Below are 21,870 nucleotides of genomic sequence, written 5' to 3' on the forward strand. Positions count from 1 at the left end.
GACTTCCCGACGAAGCAGCGAACCCGTGCGTCGCTAAGCAGCGACTTGTGGCAGGACGGAGCGCGCATAGGAGCGGGCGCTCGCAATCTCTTGTTCAATCCTGGCTTTCGCCGCCGGTAGCGATCCGGGCAGCGGCGACCTTGGCAGCCCGCAAGAGAGCAGCGCGGAGGGGCTTGCGCTTGACCGGGTGATCCCGGCCAGAGGCGAATCGGACTTCGCCTTAAATCGGTACCCATCGCCCTGATTGCGAAGCTGTCTTCGCCTGGCGGGCCTGATTTTGCTTGAATCCCGGCCGAGGCGACTTGGCACGATCCTTGCGATCTCTGTTTCGGTGCAGCTGGTGGCTGCCGAATGGAGTGTTGGCATGAGCAACAGGCTTCTCACCTACAATCCTGAGACCGAGGGCGCAGACGGCCTTCTCATAATGGGCGTGCCGACGCGAGCGGCGCAGCCTCAGCCATCGACCGAGCTCGAGGAGCTCGAACTCGGCAGCGCCTTTCTCGAAGCCACGAGCAACAGCGAACTGGCCAGTGTCGTGAACCGGATTCTTCGCCATGGCGCATTGCTCGCCGGCAGGCCTATCGACCCGCAGGTCGTGCAGCATCTTGGATCGCGCCTAAACCGAGCCGGTCAATCCGTCAGGACTTTGCTGGCGCCGCCTGCGGGTCCATCCGACGCCGATCTTTCCGAGGCGATGGAGCGCATCACCGGCGCCGAGCTGGAAGGTCTGAGCGACGAGGATAAGGAATTTGAAACTGCGCGAGCGTTCGTGCGCTTCGCCATGGAGGCCGGGCGCCTCGCCGCCCGGGCGCCCTGGACCCAGCCGCCGGCCGCGATTGCGACTGCCGCGGCCAGGGTCGCGGCACGTCGCCACGCACCGGGATTGGACTTCGTCCAGCTTGTGCCGGGGTTCCGGGCGCGCCGCGCCATCAGACGTCAGAGCTTTGCTTGAAAACTCAACCCAGGAGAGCGTCATGCATGACATCGACCGTACCCAACTGGAATTCCAGGAAGCTTCCCCATTCCAGAACGAGGAGTTCGAATTCCAGGAATTCGAATGGGGCTCCGGCCAGTCGGAGCTCAGCGAGAACGAGGAAATCCAGCTCGCCCACGAGCTTCTGGCCGTCAACAACGAGCAGGAACTCGAGCAATTCCTCGGCGACTTCATCAAGAAAGCCGTCAGCGTCGTCGGTCAGGCTGCGAAGTCGCCCATCGGCCAGGCGATCGGCGGCGCGCTGAAGGGCGTTGCCAGGAAGGCCCTGCCCATGGCCGGCCAGGCATTGGGCGGTTACATCGCCGGGCCGCTGGGTGCCAAGATAGGTACCGGCCTTGCGAATGCGGCCGGCAGGGCGATCGGCCTTGAGCTCGAATTCGGCGAGAACGAGGAGTTGGAGTTCACCGGCGCCCGCCAGTTCGTCCGCCTCGCCTCAGACACTGCCAGGCAAGCGACCAGCGCGGCCGCCGCCGGAACGGATCCGCGCACTGCGGCGCAGCAGGCCGTGGTGGCCGCCGCCCGCAAGCATGCCCCAGGGCTCCTTGGGCCTGCAGGCGGAACGGCTTTGACGGCTAGGGCCGGCGGCATGCTCGGCCAACGTGCAGCCTCCGGCCGCTGGGTCAGGCAGGGCAACAGGATCGTCGTATACGGAGTCTGAGCTGCCATGGCGATCGACCCATTCACATTTCGCATGCTCGAGGAGGAGGCGCGCGGCCTACTGACGCGGCTCGACCGCGTCAAGCCGTTCGCCTTGCTCGAGCCGATGGTGCCGGCCGCCAATCTGTTTCCGAATGCGCAGTCGGCGATCGAGAGGGCCCTCATCGACGGGCGAAGGGAGCTAAGACGACTGATGGCAGGCTTCCTTGCCTGGCTGCAACGCGCAAGGGCGGTGGCGACGCCGGCCGATGCGCAACGACGCCTCTCGATCCTGCGCCTCAGGTTCCACCAGGTGCTCAACGAGTTCGACATGTACAGTGACGTCATCACGCAACGCAGCGAGCACGACAACGGGCCCTGGCTCTCAGGTCTCGATTCGGTCGCGGCCGATGCGCTCACTCTGAAGGGCCAATTCTACGACCTGCCGCCGGTCGTGTGTCACCTGGAGCGCGGGCCTGGCGCCGCTATCCGCCGGGCGCGCACGCGACTGCCCGGTGGTCGCACAAGTCCCGTCGCTGTCATCCGTGTCCCGCGCGAGCGAATGGTCGGCAGCGGCATCGCCTCTTCGCTCATTCACGAGACGGGGCATCAGGCGGCAGCCCTGATCGAGCTCGTTCCCTCGTTGCGCGCCATGCTGAAACCGCTCAAGGAGCAGGCCAGCCCCGACAAGGATCTGTGGGCGATCTGGGATCGCTGGATCTCCGAGATCGTCGCGGATTTCTTCTCGGTGGCCCGTGTCGGCATTACCTCGACGATCGGCCTGATCGGTGTCGTCAGCCTGCCGCGCGCCTTTGTGTTTCGCGTCGATGTCAACGATCCGCATCCAACACCGTGGCTGCGCGTGAAAATCAGTGCTGCGATCGGCCAGGCGCTCTACCCGCATCCGCAATGGGCCCGCATCTCGGCCCTTTGGGAACAGCTCTATCCGCGCGAGGGGCTCGACCTCGAGCGTCGTACCCTGTTCGAACGCCTCGAGACCCATATGCCGCAGTTCGTGGCGCGGCTCGTCGAGCATCGTCCGGAAAAGCTGCGCGGACAGACGCTGCCCGAGGTGCTGCAGGTCCAAACCCGCGCGCCGATGCAACTTTCGCTGATGTTCCAATCATGGTCGCGGTCGCCGGCTGGCATGTACCGGGCACGGCCGACGGTCGTTTTCGCGGTGCTGGGTCAGGCCCGCGCCGACGGCAAGCTCTCTCCGGAAGACGAGAGCGTGCTGATCGGCAAGCTGCTGACCTTCTGGGCGCTCAAGTCGACGCTCGACACCAGTTACGCATGCGCCCTCACGGGCGAGACCCTGCGTGGCGGACCTTTCCCCGCCGCTATCCGATCCACGAACCCCAGTCTGACCATCCAAGGAGGATGAGATGAGCCCGAGCACCGTTTCCGACAAAGTTCGCATCACCGTCCATGTCAGGGGCCTGCTGAGCACCGGCCTTCGCGTGTGCCTGACCGGCGTGGAGGTCGCCATCATCGATGACCGGACGATCGTTACCCAGATCAAGAAGGGCAAGGATGTCATTGGATACATCGTTGAAAACTGGGACACGATCCATCACGAGACGACAAAGGCGGATGGCAAAGCCAGGTTCGAGATCCCGAGGCCCGACGACATGGAAGAGGACTATGCTGTCGTAGTGCGCTTCCATAACGACGACATAAAGGAGCAAAAGCCCTTCCTGCTCAACCAGGACGGCGAGACGAGCATTGCGCTTAAGCTTCACCTCACCGACAATTTCAAGCTCTATGTGGCCTCGCCCGACCAGACTTCATTCGTGGAGGTTGGCGCTCGATTGCCGACGCTTCCCGTGGGGAAGAGCGCCACGTTCAAGTTCCGCTGGCCCACGGGCAAAGCGATCGTGCATGCACACCTTCGCGCTTCGCTGGGCCGCGTTGCGCCGGCTGCCCAAGATATCGAAGAAGGTGGCATGCTCGACAGCGAGTTCGTCCTGACGGCCGACCGCCAAGGCGAGGTCCACATGGTCGGTGGCTTCGGGAACGTGCCTCCCCAGGGGTTCGACTTCGCCAATGATGCGACCTCGTCCGGCGTTGTTGCACCGCCGGAACCCTCGGCCGTTGTCGGCCCCGTCACCGTCACCATGCAGCGCGCAAGCTCGTTCTCGACCAACGACATCTCGGTCGGGCCGGAGATTCGACGTGGCACCGACGCGCTCCTGTTCAAGAACTACTTCGATTTCATGGACTGGGTGTTCTGCGGCGATCCGCTAGGAACCGGCAATCCGATCGATAGAGGTCGAACCAGGGACACGCTGGCACGGACCACAAGGCGCCGGGCGCTGCCCTTCACGGACACCGACGCCTACCGCAACATCAAGGTCGCGACCGAAGCGTTCGTGATGGCGAATTGCGGCTTTCTCGGCGATGGGACCAGCTATTCCCAGGATGACGCTGACTTCATCACAAACCGCGTGGTCGTGCCGACGAACATCGGCGATCTGTCCACCTGGCTCGGGCGTTATCTCGAATTCGATTTCCAGGCGCAGGCGGGGCTGCTTCCTTATCTTGCCGTCATCCGGCGCAAGATGGCCGACGAGCCGATCAAGCTGACCGATATCGGCGACGTCGACCTCGAGCTTGATCCGAACGATTTTCATGAGCAGGTGAGCCGCTGCTACGGGATACTCAGGTCTCGGCTGACACAGCCCTGCCTGCTCGAACTCATCTGGTCGTACTGGCAGGAAGAAGGGATGCTCGTCCAAGCGATGAACTCGATCACGCGGCGCTTCCAGAACATCCGCGGGCCGATGCAGAACGATCCTCTTGCCAACATGGAGGTCGACCCGTTGCGGCCGCTCAACAATCTGCTCTGGGGTTACATCCAGGACGAGCAGCACCGCTTGAGCGTCGTCAGGCGCAACTACGAATATGACCACCACTACGGGCTGAGGCTCTCCGGCAAGGCCGTCAACAACATGCGCCCTGCTGACAGCCGGTCGAAATTCCTGGAGGCCTTCCACACGCTGCTCTCCGTCGTGTCGCGCTTCTACCGGCTTGACGACGACACGACCGTCAAGGCGGACGCGTTCCCGGTGCTCAACGCCCTGAAGGAAGCGCATCTCGTCCTGTCGCAAGGCGCGCACAACCAGTTCGGTGACCTGCCTTCGACGGCGCGCATCGAGATGCTCATGCAGCAGTGGATACTCGCTCGACCCGAGTTCCGCGAGTTCCTGCCGACGCGCATCATGGTCGCCTATCCCGAACCCTGGATGGATCGCGTCGATGCCATGAAGAAGCTGCAGGGATGGTCGGACACCAGCAGCCTGCACTTCCGCAACCTCGCGATCTTTGGCGAGCAGGTGCTGCTGTCGGTCCGTTTCGGCAATTGGGCCGACGTCAACGATCCCTACAGCGCGCTGAACTGGGCCCGTTACTGGCGCTCCGAGGTCCAGGGCTACCTACATGCCTACCGGTCGGCGACCGGCATCGACTTGTCGCTCGACGTCCAGAACGCGCGGATCGACGCCACCATGCCCTCGGTGCATCTCGTCAGGCGCCTGGACGAGCAGCGGCGCCTGGTCTGACCGCGAGGGAGTGTGTGCCATGCTGGACTTTACGTCCGCACTCTATCTCGGGTTGGACCATCCGAGCGCATCGCTTGCCCCGTGGCAGGCGTTGACGCTCGGCCGGCCCGCCGCCCTCGATGAGCCCAAGGGCGCGCGCCCGCTGGCGCGGGACCTGGCACTGCTCATGGGCGAGGAGGCTGGGCTGCTCTATCCTTCGACGCTGCACCTGTTCCGCGATCTGTTCCAGGCCGCCGTGTCGAAGGACAGCCTTCTCCTGTTCGACGCTTCATCCTATCCGATCGCACGCTGGAGCGCCGAGCGCGTCCAGCTCGACCAGGTGCCGGTGGAGACCTACCGGCACCATGATACGGCCAGCTTGGAGCGGCGGCTGCGAAAGGCGCGTCGCGCCGGCCAGCGTCCGGTCATCGTCACGGATGGGCTTTGCCCATCTTGCGGCCAGGTAGCGCCTTTGCCCGCTCTGTCGCGCCTGGCGGCCGACATGGGAGGGCGCCTTGTGATCGACGACACCCAGGCGCTCGGTGTGCTTGGCCGCAACCCGTCGCCGGCCAAACCGCTTGGCCTCGGCGGTGGCGGCTCGCTCGCCTGGCATGGCCTGTCCTGTGCCAACATTGCGACGGGTGCATCGCTCGCCAAGGCGTTCGGCGTGCCTTTGGCCGTGCTGTGCGGCACCCAAGACTTCATCGCGCGCGCCGCGCGTGACGGGGAAACCCGTGTTCACACCAGCCCGCCGTCGGTCGCGGACATTGCCGCGGCAATGTCCGCGCTTGCGGCAAACTGCAGCGCCGGCGACACTTTGCGGGCGCGCGTCGCGCTGCTTGTCGAGCAGTTTCGCGCCGGCGTGAGGCGGATAGGTTTGCAGGTCAGGAGCCTGCTGCCGGTTCCGATGCAAACCATCGCCATGCCTTCCACCGACGCGGCGCGAGCCGCGCTGGAGTCGCTTGCCGGCATGGGCGTGCGCGCGCTGGCGACCCGTTCGTGCGGCGAGGGCAATCCGAACCTTTCGTTTTTGGTGACTGCGCGTCATGCGCCGGCCGACATCGGCCGCCTGCTGGCCGCACTGGAGCGCATCGCGGACGGCATTTCGGCCGCGTGAGACAGGAGGCGTTATGAGCACGATCCGAACCATCGACCCTTTCCCGGCGCAACTGGAATTCGAGCGCTCATCCAGGTCCGCCCGTGGCGCAGCCGCGGGGCCGAGGGGTGGACAGCCGCCCCGCCCGACGCGCTCGTCCCAGCCGCCATACATTCCCGCCTGGCGCAGGCGGCGATCTGGCGGCCCGCGCTACCCGACGATCGGCCCTGCATACGACGAGCCGGATCCGCAGCCAGCGCTGCGCATGGCGGACGGAGAGCCGGCGCGTCCGGGCAGCTCCGAATATGTCCGCTGGGTGCAGGACACGCTCAACACCGCTCTCGGGACCACGCTTAGTGTCGACGGCGTCATGACCAACTCCTTACGACAATGGATACGCGCCTTCCAGCGGCGTTGTCGCTTGCCGGTCAGCGGCTTCATCGGTCCGGATACCGAGGCCGCGTTACGCAGGGTCCGGCGCGACCGTGAGCAGCGCGAGTTCGAATTCGAATGGGAGCTATCGGGTGAGGCGCTGAGGGCGGAAAACGCGCTCGCGGTTGCCAATGCAAAGCCCGTGGCGCTCGTGTTGAAGGCGCTGGGCAACCAGAAGATTCCCGGTCTCTACCGCTTCCACACGCCCACCGGCAAGTTCTACACCGGCAAGGCCGTCGATCTGCGCCGCCGCCTCATCCAGCACATGTGGTGCCTGTCGCATTTCGGGAAGACCGCAAGAGGCATGAAGCTCGCGCTCCACCTCATGAGGGACGCCACGGAAGCGCAGGTCCGTGCGCTCGAAAAGAAGATCAACGAGCATCACAAGAACGACAACAACCGCCTCAACAGGGTCACCGAGCTGGAGGTCCTCGCGCTCAATGAAATCTGAACACGCAATCATCACGTCACTCTAACAACAGGAGGCTAGTATGCATCCGCTGAGCTGCAATTGCCCAAACTGCCGCGCCGCGGCAGGGGAATTTGAACTGTATGGAGCTTTCGAGGCCGGCGAGCTCCTCTCAGAGAACGAAGAGTTCGAACTGGCCATGGAACTGCTCTCTGCCCAGAACGAACAGGAGCTTGAGCAATTCCTTGGCGGTCTCTTCAAGAAAGTCGGCGCCGGTCTGAAATCGGTCGGCAAGTTCGTCGGCAAGAACGTGCTGCCGGTGGTCGGCCCGGCGCTGAAGTCGCTTGCCAAGGCCGCGCTGCCGATCGCCGGCGGCGCGCTCGGCTCGCTGATCCCCATTCCTGGGGTCGGAACGATGATCGGCCGGGGGCTGGGCCAGGCTGTGGCCAGCGCGCTCGAATTGGAAACCGCGGGGATGAGCCCGGATCAGGCCGACATCGAGAAGGCTCGCCGCTTTATCAGGATTGCAGCAACCGCGATCGCCGATGCCTCGGCGGCGCTCGGAACCTCGCCGGTCGTGCCCGGTTCTGCGCCTGCCGAGCAGATTGCGCGCAGCGTCGTGGCCAACGCAACGCGCCGTCATGTGCCTGGCGTGAATGCCACCGTGCTGCGGCAGGTCGCGTCCGGAGCCCGCACGTCGTACCCGTCGAAAGGGCTGGCCGCATCGGGTGGGGCTTCGGCGATCGCCGGAAGATCTGCGGGCGGCAGGTGGTGGCGCCGCGGCAACGCCGTGGTCATCGAAGGCGTGTAAACATCCTGTCCGCCGCGGACGGCTGTCCCCAATCCTTTCGGGATGAGCCCGGCCGTGGCGGGCCGGGTCCGGTAACCGCATTGAGGTTCTCTGGCCATGATCATCGACTGCCATTGTCACGCCGGAAAGGGCAACGGGCTCACGCAGCCTGCCGACACGTCCGCTCCGCTTGGCCGTTATCTCGCCCGTGCGCGCGAGGCCAATATCGACCGCACCATCATCTTCGCGGCCTTTTCCGACGGCTACCTTCTGGCCAATCGGGAAGTGGCGCGCATCATTGCCGGCAGACCCGATCGCCTTCTCGGCTTCGCCTTTGTTCACCCGGTCGCCGACAAGGGCCGCGTCGAGATGATGATCCGCGAGGCGGTAGTGTCGCTGGGCCTCGTCGGCATCAAGGTTCATCGTCACGACGGGCACATAACCCGCGAGATCTGCGAAGCCGCGCGCCGCTATCGGCTTCCGGTCCTCTATGACGTCATGGGTGAAGTTTCGGTCGCCGAAATCCTTGCCCAAGAATATCCGGACGTGCCGTTCATCATTCCGCATCTCGGTAGTTTCGCCGACGACTGGAAGGCGCAGAGTGCGCTCATTGACCATCTGGTCCGGCACAGGAATATCTTCACCGACACTGCCGGCGTGCGTCGTTTCGACATTCTCGAAGAGGCGGTCAAACGCGCCGGCGCCAGCAAGATACTGTTTGGGTCGGACGGGCCCTGGCTGCATCCCGGCGTCGAGATCGCCAAGATCGAGGCGCTTGGTCTCAACCCCGAAGACCGTGCAGCGGTCCTCGGCGGCAATGTGCTCAGGCTTGTCAGCCGCGTTCAGGGGTTCTCGGTCGCCGCGTGACGTGCGCCGGCCACGGCCGGCTGGCCTTGACCGGCGCGGCGCAGTTGCAGCGCGCGATCGGTGATCCCGAGGCGGCGCGCGGCGCGATGTAGGTTGCCGCGCTCCTGTTCGAGCGACAGGTTGATGGCAGCGTTGGAAACGGCGCGGCCGATTTCCTTCAGGCCAATGCCGTAGTCGAAGGCGTGCTGGATTGCCAGCAGGAAGCCGGGCTCGCCGAATGGTTCGGGCGGTCGCCCGCCCGCCGGCCGATCGTCGACCGGAAGCGCCCCGATCGTGATCGGTCCCTTGCCGACATGGCGCGAATGAAGACGCATTACCAGCCGTCTCAGATCGCGCACATTACCTGGATAGTCACGGCTGACGAGATAGTCGGCCAGGGCCGGTTCGATTTCGGGAGCGGCGGCGTCGCCGCTCGCAGCCGTCAGGAAATGCCGCGCCAGCGGGAGGATGTCGGCGCGCCGCTCGCGCAGCGGCGGCGGGTTGATCACCCAGTCGGCGATCCGGTAGTACAGGTCGCCGCGAAAGCCGCCTTCCGCCACGAGTTTCTCCAGGTCGCGGTTGCTGGCGCAGATCAGGCGAAACTCGGAGCGGTTCCACACATTGCCGCCGACGCGCTTGTAGGTACGCTCCTGGATCACGCGCAGCAGTTGCGCCTGCAGCTGCAATGGCAGTTCGCCGATCTCGTCGAGGAAGAGCGAGCCTCCATTGGCGAGTGCGAAGGCGCCGTCACGCTCCGTGATAGCCCCGGTGAAGGCGCCGCGTTCGTGCCCGAACAGCTCGCTTCCCGACAGCTCCGGAGACAAAATAGTGCAGTCGACGACGACCAGTTCCGGCTTGCCTGCCCGCTTGCTAAGCTTGTGAATAGCTCTGGCGATCTGCTCCTTGCCGGTGCCGGTCTCGCCGACGAGGAGCACGTTGCCCAAGGAATATGCGGCCGCCTCGACCAGTTTGCGCTTCAATGATTTCCAGCACAGGGAGCCACCGACGAGGTTCTGCCGAAGCGTGTCGCTCTCGACCAGCTGCGCGATCTCGATCCAGCGCGTGAGGCGCGCCGCGATTTCCTCGGGCAGCGCACGCTCGTCGCTCCAGTCGAGCACGTCCATGGCGCCTGCGTTGAGAAGCTCCCACCGCGCATCTGCCGCGCCGTTTGAACCCGGGATCAGGACAACGATGAGCTGGAAGCGCTGTGACAGCTCGCCGATATAGGCGATGAGCGCGGCATCGACGTCCGAGATGAAGGCAATGCAGTACTCGGCGTCGCCTTCGCGTTCTGCAAGCGCGTCCTGAAAGCCGAGTTCCGATAGCCGGCTTCGCACGACATCGACGGCTGTCCCCGTGCCTGCGAAACACAAAAAACGGACCGGGTTCCCCATCGCGGCCGCTCCACATCAAGCGGCGATGGTTAGATCCGCAAAACCTACCGCGTCGAGGCGCGTTCGATCACTTGCTTGTGGCAAGTGCCGCCTTCCCAGGCCCGGCCCATGCGCAAAAAGAGGTGGCGCACATCATTTGACGGAATTTCAACACCATCGTTGCCGACTCGAATTTCACGAATACGCTGCGCTGACACTGGGCAACCCCTAGGCTGCCATTACTAAGATGCGACCACAAGAACCACGGTTCCTGCCCGGCGCGTGGGCCAATCTTCAAGCTCGGGAGAGTATCTCTCATCATTGACGAGTTCAACCAAACCTGGGTCTTCCTCAATATGTGTGGTTCATTCGACGTTAACGATAATGCCGCTTTGGGCGGCATGCGAACCAAAACGAAATGGGCACCCGGCCCAGGTCAAAGTTCTTAAGCGTCGCGCTCATCGATGATACGAGCCGGGTTGTTTCCAGTGGGGGATCACCCGCATTCGCGCAAATGCGGCATGACAGCCGCGCTATGGCCTTCGGCGACGCCCTCGAACGGCTGCACTTGACCCTCTTCCACGTATCTGGCCGCAATTGAGCGGCGGTCGCTTGGTGACCAATAAATGCTTCTCGAGGACGGTCGTCCCCGCTCTGGATATCGGCTCACATATCCGAGTGAAGTAGCTGTGTCCGGCTTCCGGCCGATCAAGTCGATGGTTTCAGGCCCCATAGGCGGTCGCGCAATGCGGTATCGGCCAGGATGGAATGATCAAGGAAAGGCAAGCCTATCTGCTCTACCAAAGTTGGTGCGGAGGAAAACAACGATGTTCCCAAGCCGGCCCGATCGTTCGGAAGCTCGTAGTTCATGGCCTCCAGGATCGTCGGAAGGACATCGATCATACTTCCGGCCTTTGGGGCTGTTTGGCCTGAAATTCCCTCTTTGATAATAATCAGCATGTTGCGCCGCTCCTGACCCTCAAGCATCGAATATATCTCGTTGCGCATGGCAAGATGGTCGCTTTGAATGACAAGGACAGTGTCTTCCATAAGGCCAGACCGCTCCAGGCGGTCGACAAACTCGGCAGTCAAGGCATTGGTGCACGCCAGAGCCCTGAGCGTGTCATTCGGATAGCTCATAATGTCCGAACGTCCTGTGCAGCCATTTGATATATAGCCGCGTGGGCTGTGGCCACCCAGAGTTTGAAGCGTCATATGGAACGGCTTTGCTTCGCGTTTCAACAGCTCGATCTGTTGAAACGCAGCTTCAAAAACGCGTTCGTCGTCCAGGCCCCAATCATTGTCAGAGACGCGTTCTTCGCCCGCGAGCTCGTCGAAGCCGTATGTCTCTTCATATTTGTGGGCGGCGAGATACCGGTCGGTGCCCGAAAAGCTAAGCTGAGCTCCCTTGATAAAAACCTGTCGGTAGCCGTCCCGTGCGAGCACGTCGCCCAGGCATGTCGCGTTCGGCATAAAATCGGCAATGTTCGAGAACTCGTTGCGGTCGATTGCACCAAGGCTGAAGAGGGGCACGCCGCAATCGCTCGCCACCGTTCCAGCGAGCGTCCATCCCGTAAGTTCTATCTGGTGAATTCCGGTTGCCGAGAATCCACGCTGTTCGAGCTTTTTCAGCGGTGCTGCGACATGGCCGAACAAATCCTCGTTCCAGATTGTTCTTTCGGTGCTCTCCAGAATGACGCGGATCAGGTTCTTGGGCTTCTCCGTCGGCGCCGCCGCAAGGGACGGGTCGGTGTAGTAGGAAGCCAGGGAAATACTGGATGTGGAATAGGCGCTCTTAAGGTACGCTGCCGTTGCGGTTGTAAACGGGTTGACCACGAGGAAGGGCAAGACCATTGCTCTGCCAAATCGTTGTAGCTGTCTGTTTCCTCGCGCAAACGCAACCCAACAGGTCGCGACAAGAACAAATGGGAGAATGGCATTCGCTATTTGCAGAGCGACTTCGGAGGCAACATCGTTGGAGCCGAGATCGTATTGAAGGTGAAATAGGATAGCAGGTATCGAAAAGGCGCCGAACACCTGAACGAAAACATGCCAAATCATCCAGAGGGTAAGCGGGGCGAGGGGCAGCCACCAGCCGGCGTCGGACCTTGCATTTGGGGCCGATCGCCCAAGGCGCATCAGGAAGAAGGCCAAGCCCACAATTGGGAATAAGTAAAGGATGACGGACGGATTGACGTCAACGGCATAAACAAAAATATGCGTTAGCCCGTAGGCGAAAACGAACGCCCAAACYGGCCAAAAGAATCGCTGGGTATGAGTATGATCAGCCATCACAAGCAACCTGTGCGAGAATAACAGCACAAGAAGGCGGTATAGTTGTTAATGTCAGACTAATAGTCTTCGTGAAAATGCTCGTTCTGGTGGAAAGCTTTGATGACGTCGCATGCACTATGAGCGAGAATGGGCTTTTCCGCTTTTGCCCGATCCTTACAGCCGCAGGAAGATCAAGGCTTCGACCGCACTCGGTTCATCCTAAAAACGCTGCGACGACACGTTCTCGCTGGTGTCGCTGGTTTCAGCCGGCCTCGGCATCGGCTTTGCGCCGGAATGGACGAAGGATCTGCCGAACCGCAACTTCGAGCTTAAGTCCGTGCGCGGCGTCGATCTGAAGATCGGGCTGGGCGTCGCCTGGAACAAGGAAGATCCGACGGCGTCACGGGACGACATCATCGACATTGCCCGGTCGCTGGCGCGGCCGGGCAGGTGAGGGGGAGGGTGCTTGATCGCCCACCCTCACTTCACGATCGGCCATTGGCCTAGCTCCAAGCCGCTGCGCGACGCGTCTGTACCAGACCAAGGCGTTTGTCTCCGCTTGAGCATTCAGGACCGGGGCTGATCGGACCGTAGCGTGGCGAAATGTTGAGGAACCATCGGACCATCGATCGCCTCACCGTTTCAATTTCCGCAATAAAATCGAAACTATTGGCGCAATTGTGAGTGCCATGCGCTTGCGGCACTATCAGCCCGTCAGACGAACTTAGTGTCGACTGAAGCCTCAATGAAGAAGCCGCAGGCAGACGAAAATGACCCAGACCTTTTCTTCCATCACACGCAGGAGCGCGCTTCGTTCCGCAGGTGCCGCCGTCGCAGCCTTTGCGATTTCACCATCGCTCAATCTAGCAGCCAAGGCTGCATCAGCATCCAGCATAACCGAAGGAACCAAGACAATGGCATATGTCACCACCAAGGACGGCGTTGAAATATTCTACAAGGACTGGGGTCCGAAGGACGCTCAGCCGATCGTCTTCCACCACGGCTGGCCGCTGTCGTCGGACGACTGGGATGCTCAGATGCTGTTCTTCCTGTCGAAGGGTTATCGCGTCGTTGCTCATGATCGCCGTGGTCACGGACGTTCCGCCCAGGTTTCCGACGGCCATGATATGGATCATTACGCCGCGGATGCCTTTGCCGTCGTCGAAGCGCTCGACCTTAAGAATGCCGTCCACATCGGTCACTCGACTGGTGGTGGCGAGGTCGCCCGCTATGTCGCCAAGCACGGCCAGCCGAGCGGTCGCGTCGCCAAGGCGGTTCTCGTCTCCGCCGTGCCTCCACTGATGCTCAAGACTGAAGCCAATCCTGAAGGCCTGCCGATGGAAGTCTTCGACGGGTTCCGTTCGGCGCTTGCCGCCAACCGCGCGCAGTTCTTCCGCGACGTTCCGGCCGGCCCGTTCTACGGCTTCAACCGTGATGGTGCCACAGTCCAGGAAGGCGTGATCCAGAATTGGTGGCGCCAGGGCATGATGGGCGGAGCGAAGGCCCATTACGATGGCATCAAGGCTTTCTCCGAAACCGACCAGACGGAAGACCTGAAGGCCATCACGGTGCCGACGCTGGTCTTACACGGCGAAGACGACCAGATCGTGCCGATCGAAGACTCTGCACTGAAGTCTTCCAAGCTCCTGAAGAATGGCGCGCTCAAGACCTATCCCGGCTTCTCGCATGGCATGCTGACCATCAACGCAGATGTCTTGAATGCCGGTCTCCTGGCCTTCGTGAAGGCCTGATCGCTCCGGCGGCGGGTGCGGCCTCCCAAGCATCCGTCGCCTCCATGAACCACGAGTGCGTACTCGGCGCGCCATCATTCTATGCAAGGAAGCTATCATGACGAACAGCAAACCATCCAAAAAGGTAGAGAACCATGGCGTCGCCTGGGAGCGCGCCTTCGGATATGTTCAGGCCGTGCAGGTCAAGGACACGATCTATCTCTCGGGCCAGTTGAGCCACGATGACGACGGCAATCTTGTCGCTCCGGCGGAACTCGATGAGGATAGGCGGCCTGTGGACTTCTCGCACATGGAGAGCCAGGTCCGCCAGACCTACGTCAACGCAAAGACGCTGCTGGCCAGATACGGTGCGACCCTCGATGATGTCGTTGAAGAGACGCTGTACGTGCTTGATGTTCCTAGCGCCTTTGCCGCTGGATCCAAGGTCCGCAAGGAAATGTACGGCACCGATGTGCCCCAGTGCGCCAGCAATCTCATCGGGGTTTCGGCGCTGGCTTTCCCCGAGCAGCTCGTCGAAATCACGTTCCGGGCAATCATCAACCGACCCGCTGATTGATCGGGCGGCAGCCACCCCAAGAACCGCCGGAGGCCATGAGCCGCCGGCGGCAAACTCGTTGAAACGGTTGACACGATGCCAAAGACACCGGCCGCCAAGGCGCCCGCACCTGCTACCATGGACCTTACCCCCGAGCTCGTCGCCACCACCATCAGGATTGTAAAAGACGAAGGCCCGGAACCCAATTGGCATCCGATCTCGCCCGAGCAGCTCGACGACCTCGTCTGCAGGGTTGAGGAAGAGGCCGGTGACGAGGAGATATGGGTGTTCGCGTATGGTTCCTTGATGTGGAACCCGGGTTTCGAGGTGACTGCCAGCGAAGAGGCCGTCGCTTACGGCTGGCACCGTGCGTTCTCGTTGAGGATTGAGCGGCTAAGGGCCACCTCCGACGCGCCCGGTCTCATGCTCGCGCTTCGGCCAGGAGGAAGCTGTTCGGGTCTTGTCCTCAAGCTTGCGTGCACTACCAGGAGGGAGGATCTGCGCACTCTTCTGGCGCGAGAGCTACGGTATGCCGAAGTGTGCGACATGGTGCGGTGGGTTTCAGTCAAGACACCGACGGGTGTGCGGCGGGCGCTCGCGTTCTGGGCGAGCGGCAGGCAATCTGCGCTCACGCAGAAGATCCCCCTCGAAGAGGCGGCAGGGTTGATCGCGCAGGCCTGTGGACCTGCCGGATCTTGCGCGGAATACCTGCATCGGACGGTTTCAGATCTGGCGGACCGCAAAATCTATGATCGAAACCTATGGCAGCTACAGCAAATAGTCGCGGGTAGGCTTCGAGCACTCCAACAGCATGATCCAATCTGAAACGGGTGTGCCAGAGCATGGTGACGGGCATTTGCGTGCGTCAGTCCAACATGACCATCTTTGCCGCGACCTGCTCCTCGAAGAACTTGGAGAATGACGCAATCCTTGGCGGGAGGGTTTGGTAGGGCGGGTAGAACAGCGTCAGCCACAGTTCCGGCGGCGCCCATCCCTTGAAGACGTGGACGAGGCGACCGCTACTGATGTGATCGGCGATGTTGAATCCTGGAAGCAGCGCGACACCCGCGCCGTCGGCGGCCATGTCCGCCAGAACCTCTCCGCTGTTCGCGCTGAAGGCTCGACCTGCCGAAATCGCGATGCTTGACGCACCGTCCGACAGCACCCAGTTCTCACGCCGGCTTTCGCCGCTGTAGGCGAGGCAGTCATCGGGCTTCAGTTCGTTCGGGTGCTGCATGTCGACGTATCTGCTTCCGGGAGCGGCAACCAGGATGCGCGGCACCACCCGGATCTTCCTCCAGATCGTGAACTTGTCCGAAGGCTGCGACGAGATGCGGATCGCCAGATCGTAGTCGTCGCCGACGATGTTCACCAATCCATCGGACAGCGAGATCTCGAAGCTCATCTTCGGATAGCGTTCCTTGAACCCAGACAGGATCGGCGGCAGCACTGTCTTGCCGAACCATGTCGGCGCACTGATACGCAGCCGGCCCTCGTCCGACTTGTGTGCGTTCATTACTTCGCGCCGCGCCTCCTCCAGAGTCTTGAACGCTGGCTGGATCTGCGCCGCAAAGATTGCGCCGTCGGTTGTCAGCGATACCTGCCTCGTCGTGCGAACGAAGAGCTGCACGCCAAGTTCCGCCTCGAGTGCGGCGATCGCCCGTGTGACGGCTGCGGGCGTCATGTCCAGTTCGCGGGCGACCTGGGCAAAGTTCCGCTTCTCAGCCGCGAGCAGAAAGGTTCGGAGAGCTTTGTAGTCGTTCATCTCATTGTTTCATGAATTGCAATTCAATCAAAAGGAATATTGCAATTCTGAACGACGATCAACGGGTCTACATTCTTATCAACACCGGAACTCAAACCGAGAGGCTTCAGGATGATCAAGGACATCAAGGGACTGCACCACGTGACTTCGATGGCATCGGACGCGCGGCAGAACAACCGATTCTTCACCGTCACGCTCGGTCTTCGTCGCGTCAAGCAGACTGTTAACTTCGACGACCCGAGCGTCTATCACCTCTACTATGGAGACGAGGCGGGCTCGGCCGGAACGGTGATGACCTACTTCCCATTCCCGAACATGATGCTTGGCCGCCCCGGTGTCGGTGAAGTCGGCGAGACCCAGTTCTCCGTTCCCGAGGGATCGCTGAAGTTCTGGCAGGATCGCTTCACAACCAAAGGCGTGGACGGTCTGGAGCGCGATACTGTCTTCGGCGTCGACCGACTCCGTTTCATGGGACCGGACGGCGACAGCTTTGCGCTTATCGAGTCCGCTGACGACAAGCGTGCTCCATGGCTGGCAGATGGTATTCCAGATGATGCAGCCATCCGCGGTTTCGCTGGCGCGCGCTTCAGCCTGCACGACACCGCTGCAACGGAGGAGCTGCTCGGCTTCATGGGCTACGAGCGCGCCGAGAAGGAGGGCGACGTCGTACGCTTCATCATGCCCAACGGTAACGGAGCGGACACGATCGATCTACTGGCGTTGCCAAAGACACCGTTCGCGCGACAAGGTGCAGGTTCGGTGCACCATATCGCATTCGCCGTCGACAACCGCGAGAAGCAGCTAGAGGTGCGCAAGGCGCTGATGGACACCGGCTACCAGGTCACCCCCGTCATCGACCGCGATTATTTCTGGGCCATCTACTTCCGCACGCCGGGCGGTATCCTCTTCGAGGTCGCCACAAACGAGCCTGGATTCAACCGCGACGAGGATACAGCCCACCTCGGGGAAGCCCTTAAACTTCCGGCCAGATACGAGGAATACCGCGAACAGATCCAGGCCAATCTCGTGCCGCTGGCGGTATAAGCAGCAGTCACCGAAAGTTTGGAATGACAGCGCCGTGATCCGAAAGGATCGCGGCGTTCTTCCGTTTCTAACGTGCCCCCAAGCAACGATTATTTCAAATATAGCAATTCAATCAAAATTTTTATTGCAATTCCTCGGGTGGTAGCGGCGCGGTAAGTTTGTTTTCAGCAGCCAAGACGACGAGTGCATCGGCCCGGAACGGAGCCAGCAACACTCAAAGAATTGCAGAGCGAGCGCCGCTCGACGGCGTCCGATCGACCGCTGCTGACCGTTTTCTGGCACCGCACACGGGCCGCAACCGAAGAGGAAAGAACCATGTCCAAGCTTGAAGTCCTGACCCCGGCGAACAGCCAGCTCATCTTCATTGACCAGCAGCCGCAGATGGCCTTCGGTGTCCAGTCGATTGACCGCCAGACGTTGAAGAACAACGTCGTCGGCCTTGCCAAGGCCGCCAAGATCTTCGATATCCCAACCACGATCACCACGGTCGAGACGCAATCCTTCTCTGGCAACACCTTTCCCGAACTCCTTGCCGTTTTCCCGGAGAACGACCTCCTCGAGCGCACGTCGATGAACTCCTGGGACGATCAGAACGTCCGTGACGCTCTGGCGAAGAATGCCTCCAACGGCCGGAAGAAGATCGTCGTCTCCGGTCTCTGGACCGAGGTGTGCAACACTACGTTTGCTCTTTCCGCTCTCCATGATGTTCCGGAATACGAGATCTACATGGTCGCCGATGCTTCCGGCGGCACTTCCGCGGACGCGCACAAGTACGCGATGGACCGGATGGTGCAGGCAGGCGTGATCCCGGTCACCTGGCAGCAGGTCCTGCTCGAATGGCAGCGCGATTGGGCGCGGAAGGAAACCTACGATGCGGTCACCACGCTGGTGAAGGAGCATTCCGGCGCTTACGGCATGGGCATCGACTACGCCTACACGATGGTTCATGGCGCAGAAGAACGCGTCAGGCATGGCAAGCGCATCGGCCCGAACCCCGCAAAGTAGGGGCCCGATCCAACCGCTCCGATCACACGGTCGGAGCGGCCCTTTCGCAACCGGAGATCATCCCATGAAGCTCTACCTCCTATCGCTAGGCGCAGGCCTGCTTGTTGGCATCGTCTACAGCCTGCTCAATGTCCGCTCACCCGCGCCGCCCGTAATCGCCCTCGTTGGCCTTTTGGGCATCCTGGTCGGCGAACAGATCATCCCGCTCGCGAAATCTCTCTGGACGAGGGAACCGGCGGCCATTTCATGGATCCATCAGATCAAGCCACACATGTTCGGTCATCTGCCGAAGGGCAACGAGGTTGCTCATCAGACGAAGGTTCATGTAGGGGAGCGGAGCTGATGACGACGCGTCGATCCTTTCTTGGAGGCGCATCGAGCCTTGCTTTCTCGAACCTCTTCTCACCGGCGAAAGCCGCCGATCCCAGCCAGACAGGAGTAGCCACGGTGCAGCATCCCGACTTGATCCTCCACAATGGTCGCGTGACCACTCTTGACCGAACCAATCCGAATGCGACAGCGATCGCCATCAAGGATGGTCTGTTTCTCGAAGTCGGATCCGACAGCGAGATCATCGCACTCGCAGGTTCCAGCACCAGGATCGTCGACCTCAAGGGCAAGCGTGTCCTGCCCGGTCTCATTGACAACCACACCCACGTCGTGCGCGGCGGCCTGAACTACAACATGGAACTGCGCTGGGATGGCGTGCGCTCGCTCGCCGACGCCATGGACATGCTGAAGCGCCAAGTGGCGATCACGCCTGCGCCGCAATGGGTGCGCGTGGTCGGCGGCTTCACCGAACACCAGTTCGCCGAAAAACGCCTCCCGACCATCGAGGAAATCAACTCAGTCGCGCCCGACACGCCTGTCTTCCTCCTTCATCTCTACGACCGCGCGCTGCTCAACGGCGCCGCTCTTCGTGCCGTCGGATACACCCGCGATACGCCGAACCCGCCTGGCGGCGAGATTACGCGTGATGCCAGCGGGAACCCCACGGGCATGCTTCTCGCCAAGCCGAATGCAGGCATTCTGTATTCGACACTTGCGAAGGGTCCGAAGCTTCCTCTCGACTATCAGGTCAACTCGACCCGCCACTTCATGCGCGAACTCAACCGCCTCGGCGTGACAGGTGTCATCGATGCAGGCGGCGGCTTCCAGAACTATCCCGACGATTATGAAGTCATCCAGAAGCTTTCCGACGAGAACCAGATGACGGTGCGGCTGGCCTACAACCTCTTCACCCAGAAACCGAAGGAAGAGAAGCAGGACTTCCTGAACTGGACGCAGTCAGTCAAATACAAGCAGGGCAATGACTACTTCCGCCACAACGGCGCCGGCGAGATGCTCGTCTTCTCGGCCGCCGACTTCGAGGACTTCCGCCAGCCGCGTCCGGAGATGGCCCCGGAAATGGAAGGCGAGCTTGAAGAGGTCGTCCGCGTCCTGGCGGAAAACCGCTGGCCCTGGCGTCTGCATGCCACTTACGACGAGACGATCTCTCGCGCCCTCGACGTGTTCGAGAAGGTCAACAAGGACATCCCGCTCGAAGGTCTGAACTGGTTCTTCGACCACGCAGAAACGATCTCCGACCGCTCGATCGACCGGATCGCCGCCCTCGGTGGTGGTATCGCCACGCAGCACCGCATGGCGTATCAGGGCGAATATTTCGTCGAGCGCTACGGGCACGGCGTCGCGGAAGCGACACCGCCGATCAGGAAGATGCTCGACAAGGGCGTGAACGTCTCGGCTGGCACCGATGCCACCCGCGTCGCCTCCTATAATCCTTGGGTTTCGCTATCGTGGATGGTGACTGGCAAGACCGTTGGCGGCCTGCAGCTCTATCCGCGAGCCAACTGCCTCGACCGTGAAACCGCGCTCCGAATGTGGACGGAAAAGGTCACATGGTTCTCCAATGAGGAGGGTAAGAAGGGGCGTATTGAGAAGGGCCAGTTTGCCGACCTCGTGGTGCCGGACAAGGATTTCTTCTCCTGCGCCGAGGATGAGATCTCCTTCCTGGTATCGGAGCTGACCATGGTCGGCGGCAAGATCGTCTATGGCGCGGGCGACTTCAAGACGCTGGACGAGAACGACATCCCGCCTGCGATGCCCGACTGGTCGCCTGTCCGCAAATTCGGCGGCTATGCGGCCTGGGGTGAACCGGAAGGGGCGGGCGCTCGTTCCCTGCGCCGCACCGCGATCTCCACATGCGGATGTGCGAGCGATTGCGGCGTTCACGGCCATGACCACGCCGGTGCCTGGACATCCAAGCTCCCGATCGCCGATCTCAAAGGTTTCTTCGGCGCTCTCGGCTGCTCCTGCTGGGCGGTCTGAGCAAACTTCAGCTCGGGTGATCTGGTCACCCGAGCATCACTCTATAATTGCAGATTTTGCAATTAAATCGAAACTATTGCTGCAATTGTTGGTAAGGCGGCAACCAGACAATATCGCTCCATCGAATGCAGCCGCTCGCGGCGACCACGCAGGAGCAGATATGATCTACCAATCTCTAAAATCCAACTCAGTCCGGAGCGGTTTGGCACGCGTCGTCGCCTCGCCTGTTGTGCGGACGGTTTCGCTGCTGGCACTTTGCGCAGCCTATATCCAGGGTTCGCTCACCAAGATCTTCGACTTCAATGGCGCGTTGGCGGAGATGGAACATTTCGGCCTGCAGCCGGCCGCGTTCTTCGCAATCGCCGTTATCGCATTTGAACTGACGGCTTCCGCCCTGGTGATCTCCGGTTTCCTGCGGTGGGCGGGCTCCCTGGCGCTGGCCGGCTTCACGCTTCTCGCGACCTTTATCGCGTTGCGCTTCTGGGAGATGGCTCCGGGCCTGGATCGCATGATGGCGACCAACGCCTTCTTCGAACATCTCGGCCTCGCTGGCGCATTCCTCTTCGTCGCCGCATTCGACTTATCCAAGGAAGCTGGCAAATGAGCGCCGCAAAATCATCCAGGGGCACCTTCGCTCTTCTCTCGCAGCCTGTGTTCGCGGTCCTCTGGATCGCAACCGTGCTTGGCAAGGAAGCTTCATGCGCGATGTCGCAAGCGCCTGGCTAATGTCCTGTCGCTTGCTTCATCGCACTTCTTTTCCTCGGAGGCGCATGGATCACCGCCCTGACGACACTCAATGGCGCCGCGCAGTCCGTCCTACCCTGGGTGCGAGGTCGTGGTCTCGCCGTCTATCCGACCGTCTTCAACGGTGCGATGACAGCAGGAAGCCTCGGCTGGGGCGCGGTCGGTGAGGCTGTCGGCATTCAGTCCACCCGGGTTTGGGTTTTCGCTGCGCTCAGACCGGGTGGTCTATGCCTTCGGGCATGGCCATCTGGGCCTAGCGATGGCCGGGATCACTGAGCAGTTAGTTGTTGACCTGACTTCAAATCGCTC

At 61.6% G+C, this 21,870-nt stretch carries 19 protein-coding genes and 2 pseudogenes; 18 read left to right on the forward strand and 3 right to left on the reverse strand.

Translation table 11 applies throughout. The features are described from left to right. The first annotated feature begins 364 nt into the window (after positions 1–364). The 8 genes from AB4Z53_RS20280 (at position 365) to AB4Z53_RS20315 (ending at position 8,763) form a co-directional block, all read left to right on the forward strand. Entirely contained in the window at positions 365–952 is a 588-nt protein-coding gene (locus AB4Z53_RS20280; protein ID WP_441597469.1) for a hypothetical protein, read from the forward strand. Between the two features lie 22 nt (positions 953–974). After that, positions 975–1,652, forward strand: a complete 678-nt coding sequence (locus tag AB4Z53_RS20285) for a hypothetical protein (protein ID WP_441597470.1) — start codon at positions 975–977, stop codon at positions 1,650–1,652. 6 nt (positions 1,653–1,658) lie between these two features. Next, a complete protein-coding gene (locus AB4Z53_RS20290) occupies positions 1,659–3,014 on the forward strand; it encodes a hypothetical protein (protein WP_441597471.1) in 1,356 nt (451 codons plus the stop codon). A 1-nt stretch (position 3,015) separates the two neighbouring features. Further along, on the forward strand, positions 3,016–5,190 hold the full coding sequence (locus tag AB4Z53_RS20295) for a hypothetical protein (RefSeq protein WP_291157281.1): 2,175 nt from the start codon (positions 3,016–3,018) through the stop codon (positions 5,188–5,190). A 19-nt stretch (positions 5,191–5,209) separates the two neighbouring features. Then, positions 5,210–6,286, forward strand: coding sequence for an aminotransferase class I/II-fold pyridoxal phosphate-dependent enzyme (locus AB4Z53_RS20300; protein ID WP_441597472.1), 1,077 nt, complete (start codon positions 5,210–5,212; stop codon positions 6,284–6,286). 13 nt (positions 6,287–6,299) lie between these two features. Next, a complete protein-coding gene (locus tag AB4Z53_RS20305) occupies positions 6,300–7,148 on the forward strand; it encodes a peptidoglycan-binding protein (RefSeq protein ID WP_441597473.1) in 849 nt (282 codons plus the stop codon). A 40-nt stretch (positions 7,149–7,188) separates the two neighbouring features. Then, positions 7,189–7,917, forward strand: a complete 729-nt coding sequence (locus AB4Z53_RS20310) for a hypothetical protein (protein WP_441597474.1) — start codon at positions 7,189–7,191, stop codon at positions 7,915–7,917. Between the two features lie 96 nt (positions 7,918–8,013). After that, positions 8,014–8,763, forward strand: a complete 750-nt coding sequence (locus tag AB4Z53_RS20315) for an amidohydrolase family protein (protein ID WP_113536209.1) — start codon at positions 8,014–8,016, stop codon at positions 8,761–8,763. On the opposite strand, the gene AB4Z53_RS20320 is transcribed toward AB4Z53_RS20315, so the two are convergent. Then, a complete protein-coding gene (locus tag AB4Z53_RS20320) occupies positions 8,739–10,136 on the reverse strand; it encodes a sigma-54-dependent transcriptional regulator (RefSeq protein WP_441597475.1) in 1,398 nt (465 codons plus the stop codon). The two genes, AB4Z53_RS20315 and AB4Z53_RS20320, sit on opposite strands and share 25 nt — an antisense overlap. A gap of 687 nt (positions 10,137–10,823) precedes the next feature. After that, a complete protein-coding gene (locus AB4Z53_RS20325) occupies positions 10,824–12,407 on the reverse strand; it encodes a sulfatase-like hydrolase/transferase (protein WP_441597476.1) in 1,584 nt (527 codons plus the stop codon). 211 nt (positions 12,408–12,618) lie between these two features. Here AB4Z53_RS20325 and AB4Z53_RS20330 point away from each other — a divergent pair. The 4 genes and pseudogenes from AB4Z53_RS20330 to AB4Z53_RS20345 form a co-directional block, all read left to right on the forward strand. Beyond that, positions 12,619–12,843: pseudogene (locus AB4Z53_RS20330) on the forward strand (LysR family transcriptional regulator); the annotation flags it as partial. A gap of 460 nt (positions 12,844–13,303) precedes the next feature. Beyond that, positions 13,304–14,140: an alpha/beta fold hydrolase gene (locus AB4Z53_RS20335; protein WP_441597477.1), complete on the forward strand. Its 837-nt coding sequence runs from the start codon at positions 13,304–13,306 to the stop codon at positions 14,138–14,140. A 97-nt stretch (positions 14,141–14,237) separates the two neighbouring features. Beyond that, entirely contained in the window at positions 14,238–14,696 is a 459-nt protein-coding gene (locus AB4Z53_RS20340) for a RidA family protein (RefSeq protein WP_441597478.1), read from the forward strand. A 117-nt stretch (positions 14,697–14,813) separates the two neighbouring features. Further along, positions 14,814–15,500, forward strand: a complete 687-nt coding sequence (locus AB4Z53_RS20345) for a gamma-glutamylcyclotransferase (RefSeq protein WP_441597479.1) — start codon at positions 14,814–14,816, stop codon at positions 15,498–15,500. 40 nt (positions 15,501–15,540) lie between these two features. On the opposite strand, the gene AB4Z53_RS20350 is transcribed toward AB4Z53_RS20345, so the two are convergent. After that, a complete protein-coding gene (locus AB4Z53_RS20350) occupies positions 15,541–16,440 on the reverse strand; it encodes a LysR family transcriptional regulator (RefSeq protein WP_441597480.1) in 900 nt (299 codons plus the stop codon). A gap of 111 nt (positions 16,441–16,551) precedes the next feature. Between AB4Z53_RS20350 and AB4Z53_RS20355 the strand changes: the two genes are divergently transcribed. The 6 genes and pseudogenes from AB4Z53_RS20355 to AB4Z53_RS20380 all read left to right on the forward strand — a co-directional run. Then, positions 16,552–17,484 carry a VOC family protein gene (locus AB4Z53_RS20355; protein WP_441597481.1) on the forward strand — a complete coding sequence of 311 codons (933 nt, stop codon included), beginning with the start codon at positions 16,552–16,554 and terminating at the stop codon, positions 17,482–17,484. Positions 17,485–17,799: 315 nt separating this feature from the next. Further along, positions 17,800–18,489: a hydrolase gene (locus AB4Z53_RS20360; protein ID WP_441597482.1), complete on the forward strand. Its 690-nt coding sequence runs from the start codon at positions 17,800–17,802 to the stop codon at positions 18,487–18,489. 64 nt (positions 18,490–18,553) lie between these two features. Further along, positions 18,554–18,832, forward strand: a complete 279-nt coding sequence (locus tag AB4Z53_RS20365; RefSeq protein WP_113536219.1) for a XapX domain-containing protein — start codon at positions 18,554–18,556, stop codon at positions 18,830–18,832. Further along, entirely contained in the window at positions 18,832–20,817 is a 1,986-nt protein-coding gene (locus tag AB4Z53_RS20370) for an amidohydrolase (RefSeq protein ID WP_113536220.1), read from the forward strand. The genes AB4Z53_RS20365 and AB4Z53_RS20370 overlap by 1 nt, the downstream gene beginning before the upstream one ends. 160 nt (positions 20,818–20,977) lie before the next feature. Continuing rightward, entirely contained in the window at positions 20,978–21,421 is a 444-nt protein-coding gene (locus AB4Z53_RS20375; RefSeq protein ID WP_441597561.1) for a DoxX family protein, read from the forward strand. Positions 21,422–21,561: 140 nt separating this feature from the next. Continuing rightward, positions 21,562–21,751: pseudogene (locus tag AB4Z53_RS20380) on the forward strand (MFS transporter); the annotation flags it as partial. Positions 21,752–21,870: the final 119 nt, after the last annotated feature.

The organism is Ensifer sp. 2TAB8, from assembly GCF_052115125.1.
Classification (GTDB): Bacteria; Pseudomonadota; Alphaproteobacteria; order Rhizobiales; family Rhizobiaceae; genus Ensifer.